Here is a 13,607-nt window from a genome sequence, read left to right on the forward strand (position 1 = left end):
CGAGATTCGGCAGGCTGGGACGCGTTCTCAGACGCTGACTGATGCACCGTTCCGCGCCGCGCGGAACGCATCGCCGTAACAGCGGTTCCACTCGCAGCGCGCCTCCAACGGCGCGAACAGGCTCCGGCCGAGTTCCGTGAGCGCGTACTCGACGCGTGGCGGGTTCTCGTCGTACGCCGCGCGCTGGATCATGCCGTCGCGCTCCAGGCGGCGCAGGCTCTCGGTGAGCACCTTCGCTGTGATCGGCCGCAGCGGTACGACGAGCTCGCCGAAGCGACGCGGGCCGTCACGCAGGCAGGTGATGATCTTCGCCGTCCACTTGTCGCCGACCTGGATCGGCACCTCGTGATCGCAGCCGTCGAACATGTCGGGTCGAAGCGGAGCACTCATGGCGTAGAAGCGTAGCCCGGTTTCGTTGCGGGAACCGGCGGTGCGAACCGTACGGTCGTTGCTCGAAAGCACAACCAATGGGAGGCAACGCAGATGACGAACACCATCGTCTTCGGCGCGGGCGGACGCGCAGGGCGCGAGGTGGTCGCGGAGGCCGCCCGCCGGGGGCATCGGGTCACGGCGGTCGTCCGTAACCCGGCGACGTACGACCGTCCGTCCGCTGACGTACGCGTCGAGCACGGCGATGTGACCGATCCGGGCCAGACCAAGGGTCTCGCCGTCGGTCACGACGCGGCGGTGAGCGCGGTGGCGCGCCTGGACGTGCCCGCGGTGGACTTCTACACCGCCGCAACGACCGCCTTGATCCATGGACTCAATGCGGCCGGCACAAAGCGCCTGGTCGTCGTCGGCATCGGCACCAACCTGCGTACGACCGACGGACGACGCGTGCACGACGCTGACGGGCTACCGGATGAGGCCCGGGCGTTCTCCCGCGGTCACTTGGCCGGCGTACAGCTACTGGCGAACGAGGCTGCCGCACTCGACTGGGTCGTGCTGGCGCCACCACCGGTGCTGCTCGATGAACCGGACGGCGGCGGCCCGGTTGTACTCGGAGACGATGCCGTTCCCGATCCCACTCAGACTGCAGACTCGTTCTCGTACCCGGAGGTCGCCCGGGCCGTCATCGATCAGATCGAGGCGCCCAGCCGACACCGTGAGCTGGTGTCGATCGCGCGCGTGCGCTCGGCGGGCTGACGGCTCAGTACCAGTTGTTGCCCTGCTTGAAGTCGTTCGCAGCACACGGCGAGCCGTACCGGTCGGCGATGTAGCCGAGGCCCCACTCGATCTGCGTCGCGGGGTTGGTCTGCCAGTCCGAGCCGGCGCTGGCCATCTTCTCGCCGGGCAGCGACTGCGGGATGCCGTACGCACCGGAGTAGGGGTTCTCGGCGTCCCATTGCCACTGGCTCTCGCCGATCCACAGGTCGTCGAGGCAGGGGAACTGGTCCTGGCCCCAGCCGTAGTCGCCCAGCATGGAGCGCGCGATGTCGCGCGGGTCAGCGGCCTCGACCTCGACCTTCGCGGACGCGGCGTGACCGCCCTTCGACTCGGTCGACTGCTCCTTCATCGCCTCCTGCTTGAGGCTGTCGAGCGACGGACGGCCGGCGCTGCGGCTCACCTCGTCGTCGTCACTCCGGGCCGACAGCGCGGACGCATCGGCCTTCGCCGGCTCGCTCCACGCGTCGTTGTCGGACGCGAGGTTGGGCAGTGCGGACGGGCTGTCGTCGGCTGCCACCTCGGCTGCCGGGTCGCCCGTGAGGGCCTGGCTGCCGACGACGGTACCGGTCGCGAGTACGCCGCCGGCGGCCGCGAGCGCAACCGACCTACCGCTGACTTGCGGAGTGGCGTCGATGGCACGGCCGACGGTGCGTTCGAACGTGGACGGTTTGCGATGCCGCGCGGCATGCCTACCGCCTTTTGGGCGGCCTCGTGACACAGGCGTGGTCCTTCGGTCAGGGACGGATCAGACGAAAGCGTGCCTGATGAGACCCGGCGTTATCAAATCGCGATCTCTTGAAGTGGGATAGGTCACTCCGTCGGACCGCGCTCACGCGGGGACCCGCGCGGCGAGGTTCTCGCCGGTCTCGGGTACGAAAAGGTGCATCTTTCGGGTGTCCATGAACAGCGTCGCGGACGTTCCCTCGCGTACCCGGCTCGCGGTGTCGAGGGCGACCACGATCTGCGTACGCATCGACTCGCTGTCGGTCTCGGCCTGCAGCTCCGCGAGCTGCCCGGCGATCTCGTCGCCCGGCTCGAACGGGATGTACGCGTACTGCTCGTGGCCGAGCCACTCGACCACGTCGACGTCGGATTCGAACTCGACGCCGTGCGGTTTGATTGCCTCGTCGACCAGCGAGGCGTCCTCGAAATGCTCAGGGCGTACGCCGGCGATCAGCAGCTCGGTGTCACCGACGGCGGCCTTGAGCTCACTCGACATCGGAACCGATGCGAACGGCAGGTCGAGCCGGTCACCGTTGACCTTCGCCGGCAGGAAGTTCATCGGCGGCGACCCGATGAACCCGGCGACGAACAGGTTGACCGGGCGCTCGTACAGCTCACGCGGACTGGCGACCTGCTGCAGGACGCCCTTCTTCAACACCGCGACGCGGTCACCGAGCGTCATCGCCTCGGTCTGGTCGTGCGTGACGTACACCGTCGTGACGCCGAGCTTCTTCTGCAGCCGCGAGATCTCCGTACGCATCTGGCCGCGCAGTTTGGCGTCGAGGTTGGACAGCGGCTCGTCGAACAGGAACGCTTGCGCGTCGCGTACGATCGCGCGTCCCATCGCGACTCGCTGTCGCTGGCCACCGGAGAGGTTCGCCGGCTTGCGGGAGAGGTGTTCATCGAGCTCGAGCGTCGCCGACGCCTCGCGGACCTTGCGGTCGATCTCGTCGTTGCTGAACTCCTTCGACAGCCGCAGCGGGAACGCGATGTTCTCGTAGACGGTCAGGTGCGGGTAGAGCGCGTAGTTCTGGAACACCATCGCCAGGTTGCGATCGCGCGGCGCGAGGTCGTTGACGCGCTTGCCGCCGATGACCATGTCACCGGACGTGATGTCCTCCAGGCCGACGATCATCCGCAGCAAGGTCGACTTACCGCAGCCCGACGGGCCGACCAGGATCATGAACTCACCGTCAGCGATGTCGAGGCTGATGTCGTTCACTGCGGGGAAGCCGTCGCCGTACTGCTTGACGATGTTGTTCATCTCGATGGTTGCCATCTGGCATCAACCCTTCACGGCACCGGAGGTCAAGCCGGAGACGATCTTGCGCTGGAACAGGAGGACGATGATGATCACCGGCACCGTCGCGACGACGGCACCCGCCGCCATCAGGGAGGCCGGCGGGTTGAACGGGTCGGAGCCGACGAAGAACGACAGAGCCGCCGGAATGGGCCGAGCATTCGAGGTCGACGTCAGCGAGATGCCGAACACGAAGTCGTTCCAGGCGAAGAAGAAGGTGAGGATCGCGGCCGTGAACACGCCGGGCGCGGCGAGCGGCACGATCACCCTCCGAAACGCCTGCCACGACGTCGCACCGTCGACCTGCGCGGCCTGCTCCATCTCCCAGGGGATCTCGCGGAAGAACGCCGACAGCGTCCAGATCGACAGCGGCAGCGTGAACGACATGTACGGGATGATCAGCCCGATCCAGGTGTCGAACAGGCCGAACGTACGCCACATGTCAAACAGCGGGCCGACCAGCGATACGACGGGGAACATCGCGATCGCGAGCGCAATCGTGAGGACGAGCTTCTTGCCGCGGAAGTCCAGCCGTGCGATCGCGTACGCCGCAAGCGTCGCGAGGATGACCGAGAGCAGCGTCGCGATCAGACAGATGCCGATCGAGTTGTAGATCGACTGCCGAAACTCTTCGTTGTTGAAGACGTCCTTGTAGTTCTGCCAGCCGGCATTGCCGCCATCTTGCGGTAGGAACCCGGGGCTACCGTTCGTCACCGCTTCTTGGGACTTGAACGACAGCGAGATGATCCACGCGATCGGCAGGAGGCACCAGATCAGGATGACCGCTGCGCCGATGACGACGCCGATCCTGGTTTTCACCGACATGTCTCAGCCCTCCTGCCTTGCGCTCGCGAGGTCGACCCGGAACAGCTTGACCAGCAGGTACGCGATCAGCAGCACGGACAGGAACAACAGCACCGACAACATGGAGCCGGCGCCGAGCTGGAACTGCTCGATCACCTGGCGATAGGTCAGGAACGACACCGACTCGGTGTTGTTCTGGCCCTTCGTCATCACGAAGATGTTGTCGAAGATCCGGTACGCATCGAGGGCGCGGAACAGAACGGCGACCATGATCGCCGCCCTCATGTTCGGCAGGATCACCTTCCACAATCGCTGCCACCAGGTGGCGCCATCGACCTTGGCCGCCTCGAGCATGTCCTCCGGAACCTGCGCGAGCCCCGCGAGCAGCAGCAGCGACATGAACGGGGTCGTCTTCCAGATCTCGGAGATGCAGATCGCGAGCAGTGACGACCAGTGACCGCCGAACCAGTTGTAGTCGTCGGCGACGAACGGGATCCACTGGTTCAAGAAGCCGTTGTTGTAGCTGAACGCGAACTGCCAGGTGAAGCCGGACACCACCGTGACGATGCCGTACGGGATCAGGATCGACGTACGGATGACTCCCCTGGCGAAGATGACCCGGTGCATCACCATCGCGAACACGAACCCGATCACCAGCTCGATCGCGACCGTCACGATCATGATCAGCACGGTGTTCCAGGTGTCCCGCCAGAACAGCGAGTCGGTCAGGGCCGTCCAGTAGTTGGTCAGCCCCACGAACGCCCTGTCGTCCGGCGTCGTGAGCTGGTAGCGGAACAACGACAGGTACAACGCCTGCAGCATCGGATATGCGGTGACCAGCAGCATCACCACAACGGCCGGGGCAACCAGCTTCTGGCCGAGACGGTTCTCGGCCCTGCTGCGATCGCTGTCCTCAGCAGACTGCGCCGGCTTCGCGTTCTCGGGAGCCGTCGTTGCCGTACTCACAGCAGCGCCTTTCCATCAAGTACGTCGCGGATGTACGTCGCAGACTCCTTCGGAGTCGTATCGGGATCCACCGACGTCGGGGGGTGCCACTCGTTCTGGATCGCTCCGGAGATGGTGCTCCAGTACGGCGTCTTCGGACGTGGGGCGCCCGTGTCGATGCTTTCCCGAAAGAGCGCGAGCAGATCGGCCGGGTACGCCTCCTTGAGATCGGGGTTGTCGTACACCGACGCCCGCGCGGGCATCAGCCCGTCGGTCACGGCCAGCGCGGTCTGGCTATCCGGTGACGTCAAGCACTCGGCGACCTCGAACGCCCAGTCCTTGTGCTCGGAGAACGCGCCGACGCCGATGTCGATGCCTCCGATCGGCGGCTTGCTCTCGGTGCCCTGGACCGTCTGCGGGTACCGCGCCCAGCCGAGGTCGTCGAAGTCCTGCTTCGAGATCATGCCTTCGCCTTCACCGACGAGGCCGGCGTAGTTCGCGTACACGAACGTCCAGTTCGTCATGAACTCACCGGCGCCGGCGTACATGAGCCCGAGACTGGTGCCCTCGTTGGAGTTGGTGAGGTCGGGCTGGGCGGCCTTCGAATCGGCGAGCTTCTCGATCACGGCGGCCGCGTCCCGACCGGCTTGGGAGTCGATGTCGATGGAGAGGTCGACGCCCTTGTCGACGTCGGACACGATGTGGCCACCGGCTCCCTCGATGAGCTGGTTGATCCAGATCGCGTACGCCTCGTACTTGTTGGCCTGGACTCCGACGGTCCCGCCGTTGTCCGCCGCGGCCTCGATGACCTGGTCCCAGGTGACCGGCTTCGACATGTCAAGACCCGCTTGCTGTGCCAGCGACTTGCGGTACCAGAGCACCTGGGTGTTGGCCCATTGCGGGATGCCATAGATCTTGTCGTCCCAGGTCACCGTTTCAGCGACACCCTGCAGCACGTCGCTACCCGTCGCCGCATCGGCGAGGTCTTCGGGAACCTCGGCGAGGTAGCCGGCGTTGGCGAGCTCGGACATGAACGGCGGATCGATGTTCATCAGGTCGATCGTCGAGTCGTCCGCGGCCAGCCGTCTCGCGAGCTGCACGCGTTGCTGCGTTGCGTCGGTCGGCAGCTGTTGTACGTCGATGTCGTACGGCTTGCCCTTGCTGCACTCTTCGGCGAGCGCCTTCTGGGTCTCAACGCCGTCGGGATTGACCCACCAGGTCAAGGTGTTGTCTTCTCCTGCGACGCCGAACACCTGCGCACAACCGGACAACGCGCTCGCGGCCAGCGTGGCGCCGATCGCGATGGCGATCGCTCGCCGCCTTCGTCCGCGGGTCTGGGTCATCTGCTCCCTCTCCGTCCGACGCTCCAGGCGCCTACGTACCGGCATCCTGTGATCAAGGTCACCTAACCACACCGATGTCGTCCGCGCCATCGGTCGACTCCGAGTTGTGACCACCCAGCCACCCTGAGCATGACGTCCGGGCGCGACACACCGGCGTGTCTGCGCCCGAACGTCATGCTCAGCGGGCGGTCAGGGAGTGATGTCCTCCAGCATCTCGGTGACCAGTGCCGCGACCGGCGAGCGCTCCGAACGCGTCAGAGTCACATGCGCGAACAGCGGATGGCCCTTCAGCTTCTCGACCACGGCGACCACACCGTCGTACCGCCCGACTCGCAGGTTGTCGCGCTGGCCGACGTCGTGGGTGAGTACGACCTTGGAGTTGGCTCCGATCCGCGACAGCACGGTCAGCAGTACGTTGCGTTCCAGCGACTGCGCCTCGTCGACCACGACGAACGCGTCATGCAGCGACCGACCGCGGATGTGCGTCAACGGAAGGACTTCCAGCATTCCGCGGTCGATCACCTCGTCCATCACATCTCCCGACGCGACCGCGCCGAGCGTGTCGTACACCGCCTGCGCCCAGGGGCCCATCTTCTCCGACTCGCTGCCGGGCAGGTAGCCGAGATCCTGCCCGCCGACCGCGTACAAGGGGCGGAACACCACCACCTTCTTGTGCTCGCGTCGCTCCATGACCGCCTCGAGGCCCGCGCACAGCGCCAGCGCCGACTTGCCGGTGCCGGCGCGCCCGCCCATCGACACGATGCCGACCTCGGGGTCGAGCAACAGATCGAGGGCGATCCGCTGCTCCGCCGAACGTCCGCGGATGCCGAAGGCCTCCCGATCTCCGCGTACGAGGCGTACGCGCTTGTCCGGTGTCACCCGGCCGAGAGCACTGCCGTTGTCGGATAGCAGTACGAGCCCGGTGTGGCAGGGCAGCTCTCTTGCTTCGGGGATATCGGCTTCGCCCACGTCGTACAGCGCCGACACGTCGTCGGCGGTGACGTCGAGCTCGTCCATGCCGGTCCAGCCGGACTCGATCACCAGCTCCGCGCGGTACTCCTCCGCCGTCAGGCCGACCGACGATGCCTTGACCCGCATCGGGAGGTCCTTCGACACCAACGTCACGTCGTTGCCCTCGGACGCGAGGTTGGCGGCGACCGAGAGGATCCGCGTGTCGTTGTCACCGAGGCGGAAGCCTGCCGGCAACGCGGTCGCGTCCGTGTGGTTCAGCTCCACCCGGATCGTGCCGCCCGCATCACCGATCGGCAGCGGTTCGTCCAACTTGCCGTGCTCGATGCGCAGCGCGTCGAGCCGCCGCAACGCCGATCGGGCGAAGTAGCCGAGCTCGGGATGATGCCGTTTACCTTCGAGCTCGGTGATGACGACGACTGGGATAACGACTTCGTGTTCGGCGAATCGGTTGAGCGCGCCGGGATCGGCGAGCAGAACGCTGGTGTCGAGAACGTACGTACGTCGGCCGGCGGGCCTGCTCGACGTTGACTTCGATGCAGCCACGGTCTGTCCCCTCACGGGCCGTACGCGCTCCCCGCGCCCGGCCCTAGGTCGTAATCGGGCCGGGAGTCGGCGAGGGCCCGGGGTCGGACCCTCCGGTAGAAACGGTCACCGGTACTGCCTCCCGTGACGTCGGGCTTCCCGTCCCGGCGTCACCCCGAGCGTACGTCGGCAACGGGTCCGCGAAGGGAGACACGCCCGACCACGCGGTGACCGGAGGATGGCCGGACAGTGGACTGGGCGCATGTCAGTCGGGCCGAAGATCGGTCCTGGCGGCGCCGGTCTGCGGATCCAGCGGGTACGACAGGTGTTGGTGCACCATCGTCCAGGAGCCTGCATTCCTGCGGAAGACTCGCGTGCCCCGGGACCACATCTCGAAGGTGTCGCCGCCGGCGTCGTTCACGGCAACGCGATCAAGTCCCCATGCCACAGCGAGATCTCCGCGCGCGACGACGGTCTGGTCCGGGACCGTGAACGAGACCTCGCCCGCGCCCGCCTCGAGACCGCGTTCGCACACCGATCTGACCTCGTCGATCCCCACGTACTGCAGGGGCGTCTCGTGCTCGTAGGAGACCACGTCGTCGGCAATTGCCGACATCAGTCCGTCCAGATCCTTCGCCGCCGTCTGCTCCGACCACTGCTCCTGCACGGCTCGAACCTCGTCAGCGGATCTGCTCGGGTCGTCGTCGTGTGGGAACGAGTGGTGCTCATGCTGCACGACCCAGCGGTCGTCGCTCTTGACCAGCCCAAGAGTCAGTCGTAGCCGCCGGTCCGGATTGTCCGCGGCGTCGCTCGGCGCACCGCAGCGAAGGAGCGCGTACGCGAACGCGACATCGCCGCCCGCGACGACGTCGAGCGACTCGATCTCGAACGATGCGCCGGCGGCCTGCCATTCGAAGAATCCCGGCCAGGTCTCGCGGTACGCATCGATACCGCGCAGCCCTTCATACGGCGGGGGCACGTCGTACATCACGATGTCTCCGGCGTGATCGGCGAGCACGGTGTCCAGAGCACCCGTGTGCACCGCTGCGGCCCAGCTCTCGATCAGTCGTCTGATCTGTTGCTCGTCGTCCATCTCGCTGCTCCTTCAGACCGTGACTGGTAGACGGCGCCATCGCGTCTACCAGTCACGACTGATGCGACGCCCGAAATTCATCGGCGCATGGACGGCATTCGAGCCGGAAAGTCGCCGGTCGCCTACTGGCCGAACCGACGCTCCCGCGCGGCGTACGAGCGAATGGCGCGCAGGAAGTCGACCTTCCGGAACGCGGGCCACAGCGCCTCGCAGAAGTAGTACTCGCTGTAGACGCTCTGCCAGAGCAAGAAGCCCGACAACCGCTGCTCACCGGACGTACGAATGACCAGGTCGGGGTCGGGTTGGCCCTTGGTGTAGAGGTGCTCGGCGATGTGCTCGACATCGAGTGCGTCGGCAAGCTCCTCGAGGGTGAGGCCTTTGTCGGCCTGGTCGACGAGCAGCGAGCGCATGGCGTCGGCGAGCTCCTGGCGTCCGCCGTACCCGACACCGATGTTGACCGCCATCGCCTCGATGTCGTCGGTGCGCCGGACCGCGTCGCGCAGACGCCTGGCCGGCTCGTCCGGCAGGAGGTCGAGCGATCCGATCAGCCGCATCCGCCAGCGACCGGAGTCGGCGAGCCTCTCGACGAGCCCCTCGATGACCTCGAGCAGCGGCTCGACCTCCGACTCGGCACGCTCGAGGTTGTCCGTCGAGAGCAGCCACAGGGTCACGACCTGGACACCCAGCTCATCGCACCAGCCGAGGAACTCGGGAATCTTGTCGGCACCGGCCTGATAACCGTCGGCGACCCCGGCGCCCGCTCCGCGCGCCCACCGGCGGTTGCCGTCGACGATGGCGCCGACGTGCTTCGGCACCTGCTCAGGGTTCAGGTCCTTGAGCAACCGCCGCTCGTACACGCCATAGACGAGGTCACTGATCGACACGGACGGGCCTTTCGGTTCGGACCGCTCCAGGTTAGTGCGGTGGTGCCCGCAGGAGTGAGCCGGTTCACGCCTGCGTGCACAGAGGGCGCAGGTACACTGGGCGACGCATGGACAGCAAACTACGCGTCGAGGCGACGGCGCACGAGACCGGTGACCGCCTCCGCGAGGTCGCCCGCGAGATCAAACCCAAGCTACGTGGCTGGCTACACGCCGCCACGTGGCCGCTGGCGCTTGCCGCGTTCATCGTGCTGATCGCTCTCGCTCCGGGTGCGCGCATCAAGATCGCCGCGGCGGTGTTCATGGTCTCCGCGCTGCTGCTGTTCGGCGTGAGCGCGGTCTACCACACCGGGTCGTGGCGACCGACCGTCCACCAGACCCTCAAGCGCTTCGACCACGCCAACATCTTCTTGCTGATCGCCGGTTCGTACACACCGTTCTCGATCCTGCTGCTCGACGGCAAGGACGCAACGATCCTGTTGACGTTGGTCTGGGGTGGGGCGATCGCCGGGGTGTTCTTCCGGGTGCTGTGGCTGAACGCCCCACGATGGCTGTACGTACCGATCTATCTCGGGCTCGGCTGGGCGGCGGTTTTCTGGGCCGCCGACTTCGCCGCGGCCGCGTCGACATCGGTCACGGTGCTCGTGGCCGTCGGCGGCTTGCTGTACACACTCGGGGCGGTCGTTTACGGGCTGAAGTGGCCGGATCCGTTCCCACGATGGTTCGGTTTCCACGAGGTCTTCCACGTGTTCACGATCGCCGCGTTCGTCACGCACTACACCGGAATCTCGATCGCGGCGTACTCCCTGCGCTGACTCGGCGATGGGAGCTGGGTCTGCGCCGGCTTGCGGTCAGGCGAAGGAGATCGCCAGTGTCGCCGCGCTGATAGCCAACATGCCCGTTGCGTTGAGGAACAACGTACGACCGAAGTCGCGCATCCGGATGTGCATCCCGATGGCGACGACGAAATACAGCACGACGCACGTCGCCGTGAGTATGCCGAGCACGGGAACCCAGATGCCGAGCAGGAGTCCGGCGGCCGCGGCGAACTTGATCACCGGCATGAGCCACCAGTACCTACGCGGGAACCCAACATCGGCGAAGCACTGTGCGATGAACGCGACCGGCTTGACACACATGGCACCGTCGACGGCGCTGATGACGGCGAGGATCAGGACCGGCCAGGCCGGGTCGGGGAGCGCGGTGAGCGACATGCATCGACCGTACCATACGGCATGGTATGCTACGGTCGTCGGCCGAAGCGTCGACCAGGGAAGGCTCAGGATGGGTGAAGCGCGAGATCGTTGGCTGAACGACGGCGTCGAAGTCCTGGCCGCGGAGGGCGCCGCGGGAGTGCGAATCGACCGGATCGCCGCCCGGCTCGGCCTGTCGAAGGGCTCGTTCCATCACCATTTCGACGGCGCAGAGGGGTTCAAACGGGAACTCCTGACGCACATCGAGGAGCTGTTGGTCGCAGGACTACACGATGCCGTCGCCGAGCGCGGAGTCGGGAGCGGCCGCGACCTCCTCGAGCGTCTGATCGCTGTCGTCACCGCCCCCGACGGCGAGGTGTACCGACCCGAACTCGAAGTCGCCTTGCGGGCGTGGTCTCTCACCGACCCGGTCGCGGCCGAGTCTCAGGCTCGCATCGACGAGGCACGCCTCGAGGTGCTCCGCGGCGTCTGGCGTTCGATCAGCGATGACGAGGACGAGGTCCGCATCAGCGCGCTGCTTCCGTACGTCATCGCGGTCGGCGCCATGGTCACCCGCCCGGCCGTCGAGATCGACGACCTGCGGCGCCTTTACGAACGCATTCTGCCGTTGGTGCCGGTCGACGGCGACCCGCAGGCTTAGCGCGACACCGACTACTCAGACCTCGATGGCTCCGGGGTCGGTGACCGGGCGCTCGCAGACGAAGTTGCGGCAGACGTACGCGGCGGGTGACCCGTCGACGAGATCGCGCCCCTCGAACAGCGGCACCTCGATGCCTGCCTCACCTGCGATGACGACGGCACCCGGCGAGGTCGTACGTAGCGCCGCTCGGTGCAGCGCATCGCGAGCAGCACCGGCGGGCCCGACAACGGCGATCTCGGCGGGCCCGGCGATGAGCGCCTCGGCAACGCTCAGCGTCCAGCCCGCGAACCGTGGCGCCTTGTCGGCAACGGCGCCGGCGGCGTGTACCGCCGACTCCCCCGCTTCTCGCCACTGGGCGTCGCCGGTGACCGCACCGCACGCGACGAATGCAGCGGCGACTGCAGACGTGCCCGACGGCGACGCGTTGTCACCCGGATCGCGCGGCCGCGCGACGAGCGCATCGGCGTCGGCGGCCGTGTCGTAGAAGCCGCCGTCGCCGTCGGCGAACTGCTCGAGCACAGTCGTCAGCAGCGCCTCGGCACGATCGAGCCAACGAGCGTCGCCGGTGACTCCGAGCACCGCGAGGTACGCCTCTGCCACGCAGCCGTAGTCGTCGAGCACACCCGCGTTCATCGACGCCTGGCCCGCGCGCGAGGTGCGAACCAGTCGACCCGGTAGCGGTGTGTGAACCGTCGCGAGCAGCTCCGCGGCTCGTACTGCGGCGTCGGACCACCGTTGCTCGTCGAGCAGGACGCCCGCCTCTGCCAGCGCGGTGATCGTAAGACCGTTCCAGGCGGCGACCACCTTGTCATCGCGCGCGGGTTTCGTACGCTCCGACCGCAACGCCGCCAGCCGCGCACGGACGCGAGCCCAGCGCTGCGGATCGTCGGGGTCGTTGAGCAGCTGCAGGGTGGATGACCCGTGCTCGAACGTGCCTGCTGGTGTCACCTCCAGCAACTCCGCAGCCCAGATGCCGTCCTCGTCGCCGAGGGCCTCGCGCAGCTGGTCGGGCGTCCACACGTAGTACGCACCCTCGCGCCCGTCGGTGTCTGCGTCGAGCGCGGACGCAAACCCGCCCTCCTTCGTCGACAACTCGGCGAGCAGGAACTCCGCGGTCTCACGTACGACCCTCTCCGCGAGCGGCGAACCCGTCTGCCGCCACCAATGCAGATAGGCGCGCAGCAGCAGCGCGTTGTCGTACAACATCTTCTCGAAGTGCGGCACCCGCCAGAAGCGGTCGACGCTGTAGCGCGCGAACCCGCCGGCGAGCTGGTCGTACATCCCACCGCGTGCCATCGACTCACAGGTGTGCTCGACCATCGCGAGCGCGTCGGAGGATGCGGTACGCGCGGCATAGCGCAGCAGGAACTCCAACACCATCGAGGGCGGGAACTTCGGGCTCCCCGCGAAGCCGCCTGCCTCTGCGTCGTACTGCCCCGCGAGTGCGCGTACGGCGGCGTCGAGCTCGTCCTCGCCGAGCGGTTGCGCGGTCAGCGCCGTTGCAGCGCGCAGATGACCGACGATGTCGCCGCCGATGGCCGCGATCTGCTCCCGCTCGGTCTGCCAGGCATCGACGAGCGCCTCGAGTACCTGTCGGAACGCGGGCATCCCCGGCCGTGCCTGACCGGGGAAGTACGTGCCCGCGAAGAACGGCTCACCGTCGGGAGTCAACGCACACGTCATCGGCCAGCCGCCCTGGCCGGTCATCGCCTGGGTGGCGCCCATGTAGACGGCGTCGACGTCGGGCCTCTCCTCGCGGTCGACCTTGATGCTCACGAAATGCTCGTTCAGGTACGCGGCGGTGTCGGCGTCCTCGAACGATTCGTGAGCCATCACGTGGCACCAGTGACATGCGGCGTACCCGACACTCAGCAGCACCGGCACATCGCGCGTACGCGCCGCCTCGAACGCGTCGTCTCCCCACTCGTACCAGTCGACCGGGTTGTCGGCGTGTTGGAGCAGGTACGGCGACGTGGCGGAGGCGAGTCGGTTGGTCATGGTTC

General features: G+C 66.9%; 14 protein-coding genes. 3 read left to right on the forward strand and 11 right to left on the reverse strand.

What is annotated here, in order from left to right:
- Positions 1-27: 27 nt before the first annotated feature.
- On the reverse strand, positions 28-390 hold the full coding sequence (locus MU582_17175; GenBank protein UPK74153.1) for a helix-turn-helix transcriptional regulator: 363 nt from the start codon (positions 388-390) through the stop codon (positions 28-30).
- 93 nt (positions 391-483) lie between these two features.
- Here MU582_17175 and MU582_17180 point away from each other — a divergent pair, with 93 nt between their 5' ends.
- The gene (locus MU582_17180; GenBank protein ID UPK74154.1) at positions 484-1,146 is read left to right on the forward strand and encodes an NAD(P)H-binding protein; all 663 of its coding nucleotides are present in this window, start codon (positions 484-486) and stop codon (positions 1,144-1,146) included.
- Positions 1,147-1,150: 4 nt separating this feature from the next.
- Here the strand turns inward: MU582_17180 and MU582_17185 are convergent, their stop codons facing one another.
- The 8 genes from MU582_17185 to MU582_17220 all read right to left on the reverse strand — a co-directional run bounded on the left by MU582_17185 (position 1,151) and on the right by MU582_17220 (position 9,753).
- Entirely contained in the window at positions 1,151-1,885 is a 735-nt protein-coding gene (locus tag MU582_17185; protein UPK74155.1) for a lytic transglycosylase domain-containing protein, read from the reverse strand.
- 111 nt (positions 1,886-1,996) lie between these two features.
- Positions 1,997-3,154, reverse strand: a complete 1,158-nt coding sequence (gene ugpC / locus MU582_17190; protein UPK77191.1) for a sn-glycerol-3-phosphate ABC transporter ATP-binding protein UgpC — start codon at positions 3,152-3,154, stop codon at positions 1,997-1,999.
- 21 nt (positions 3,155-3,175) lie between these two features.
- A complete protein-coding gene (locus tag MU582_17195) occupies positions 3,176-4,015 on the reverse strand; it encodes a carbohydrate ABC transporter permease (protein UPK74156.1) in 840 nt (279 codons plus the stop codon).
- A gap of 3 nt (positions 4,016-4,018) precedes the next feature.
- Positions 4,019-4,960 carry a sugar ABC transporter permease gene (locus MU582_17200; GenBank protein ID UPK74157.1) on the reverse strand — a complete coding sequence of 314 codons (942 nt, stop codon included), beginning with the start codon at positions 4,958-4,960 and terminating at the stop codon, positions 4,019-4,021.
- A complete protein-coding gene (locus tag MU582_17205) occupies positions 4,957-6,282 on the reverse strand; it encodes an extracellular solute-binding protein (GenBank protein UPK74158.1) in 1,326 nt (441 codons plus the stop codon). Before MU582_17205 ends, MU582_17200 begins: the two co-directional genes overlap by 4 nt.
- Positions 6,283-6,471: 189 nt before the next feature.
- The gene (locus MU582_17210; protein UPK74159.1) at positions 6,472-7,797 is read right to left on the reverse strand and encodes a PhoH family protein; all 1,326 of its coding nucleotides are present in this window, start codon (positions 7,795-7,797) and stop codon (positions 6,472-6,474) included.
- 244 nt (positions 7,798-8,041) lie between these two features.
- The gene (locus tag MU582_17215) at positions 8,042-8,869 is read right to left on the reverse strand and encodes an SgcJ/EcaC family oxidoreductase (protein UPK74160.1); all 828 of its coding nucleotides are present in this window, start codon (positions 8,867-8,869) and stop codon (positions 8,042-8,044) included.
- Between the two features lie 122 nt (positions 8,870-8,991).
- Complete coding sequence (locus MU582_17220; protein ID UPK74161.1) at positions 8,992-9,753, reverse strand: isoprenyl transferase; 762 nt, start codon at positions 9,751-9,753, stop codon at positions 8,992-8,994.
- 107 nt (positions 9,754-9,860) lie between these two features.
- Here MU582_17220 and MU582_17225 point away from each other — a divergent pair, with 107 nt between their 5' ends.
- A complete protein-coding gene (locus MU582_17225; protein UPK74162.1) occupies positions 9,861-10,565 on the forward strand; it encodes a hemolysin III family protein in 705 nt (234 codons plus the stop codon).
- Positions 10,566-10,601: 36 nt separating this feature from the next.
- Here the strand turns inward: MU582_17225 and MU582_17230 are convergent, their stop codons facing one another.
- A complete protein-coding gene (locus tag MU582_17230; GenBank protein UPK74163.1) occupies positions 10,602-10,964 on the reverse strand; it encodes a DoxX family protein in 363 nt (120 codons plus the stop codon).
- Between the two features lie 70 nt (positions 10,965-11,034).
- On the opposite strand from MU582_17230, the gene MU582_17235 reads away from it, so the two are divergent.
- A complete protein-coding gene (locus tag MU582_17235; protein ID UPK74164.1) occupies positions 11,035-11,604 on the forward strand; it encodes a TetR/AcrR family transcriptional regulator in 570 nt (189 codons plus the stop codon).
- Positions 11,605-11,619: 15 nt separating this feature from the next.
- Here MU582_17235 and MU582_17240 read toward each other — a convergent pair whose 3' ends face one another.
- Entirely contained in the window at positions 11,620-13,602 is a 1,983-nt protein-coding gene (locus tag MU582_17240) for a thioredoxin domain-containing protein (GenBank protein UPK74165.1), read from the reverse strand.
- Positions 13,603-13,607: the final 5 nt, after the last annotated feature.

The sequence above is a fragment of the Nocardioidaceae bacterium SCSIO 66511 genome (genome assembly GCA_023100825.1).
In the GTDB taxonomy this organism is placed as follows: Bacteria; Actinomycetota; Actinomycetes; order Propionibacteriales; family Nocardioidaceae; genus Solicola.

Coding starts and splice junctions, on each gene's coding strand:
- MU582_17195 (UPK74156.1), bottom strand. CDS start 4,015: ATGTCGGTGAAAACCAGGATCGGCGTCGTCATCGGCGCAGCGGTCATC.
- MU582_17175 (UPK74153.1), bottom strand. CDS start 390: ATGAGTGCTCCGCTTCGACCCGACATGTTCGACGGCTGCGATCACGAG.
- MU582_17180 (UPK74154.1), top strand. CDS start 484: ATGACGAACACCATCGTCTTCGGCGCGGGCGGACGCGCAGGGCGCGAG.
- MU582_17215 (UPK74160.1), bottom strand. CDS start 8,869: ATGGACGACGAGCAACAGATCAGACGACTGATCGAGAGCTGGGCCGCA.
- MU582_17225 (UPK74162.1), top strand. CDS start 9,861: ATGGACAGCAAACTACGCGTCGAGGCGACGGCGCACGAGACCGGTGAC.
- MU582_17240 (UPK74165.1), bottom strand. CDS start 13,602: ATGACCAACCGACTCGCCTCCGCCACGTCGCCGTACCTGCTCCAACAC.
- MU582_17230 (UPK74163.1), bottom strand. CDS start 10,964: ATGTCGCTCACCGCGCTCCCCGACCCGGCCTGGCCGGTCCTGATCCTC.
- MU582_17235 (UPK74164.1), top strand. CDS start 11,035: ATGGGTGAAGCGCGAGATCGTTGGCTGAACGACGGCGTCGAAGTCCTG.
- MU582_17205 (UPK74158.1), bottom strand. CDS start 6,282: ATGACCCAGACCCGCGGACGAAGGCGGCGAGCGATCGCCATCGCGATC.
- ugpC (UPK77191.1), bottom strand. CDS start 3,154: ATGAACAACATCGTCAAGCAGTACGGCGACGGCTTCCCCGCAGTGAAC.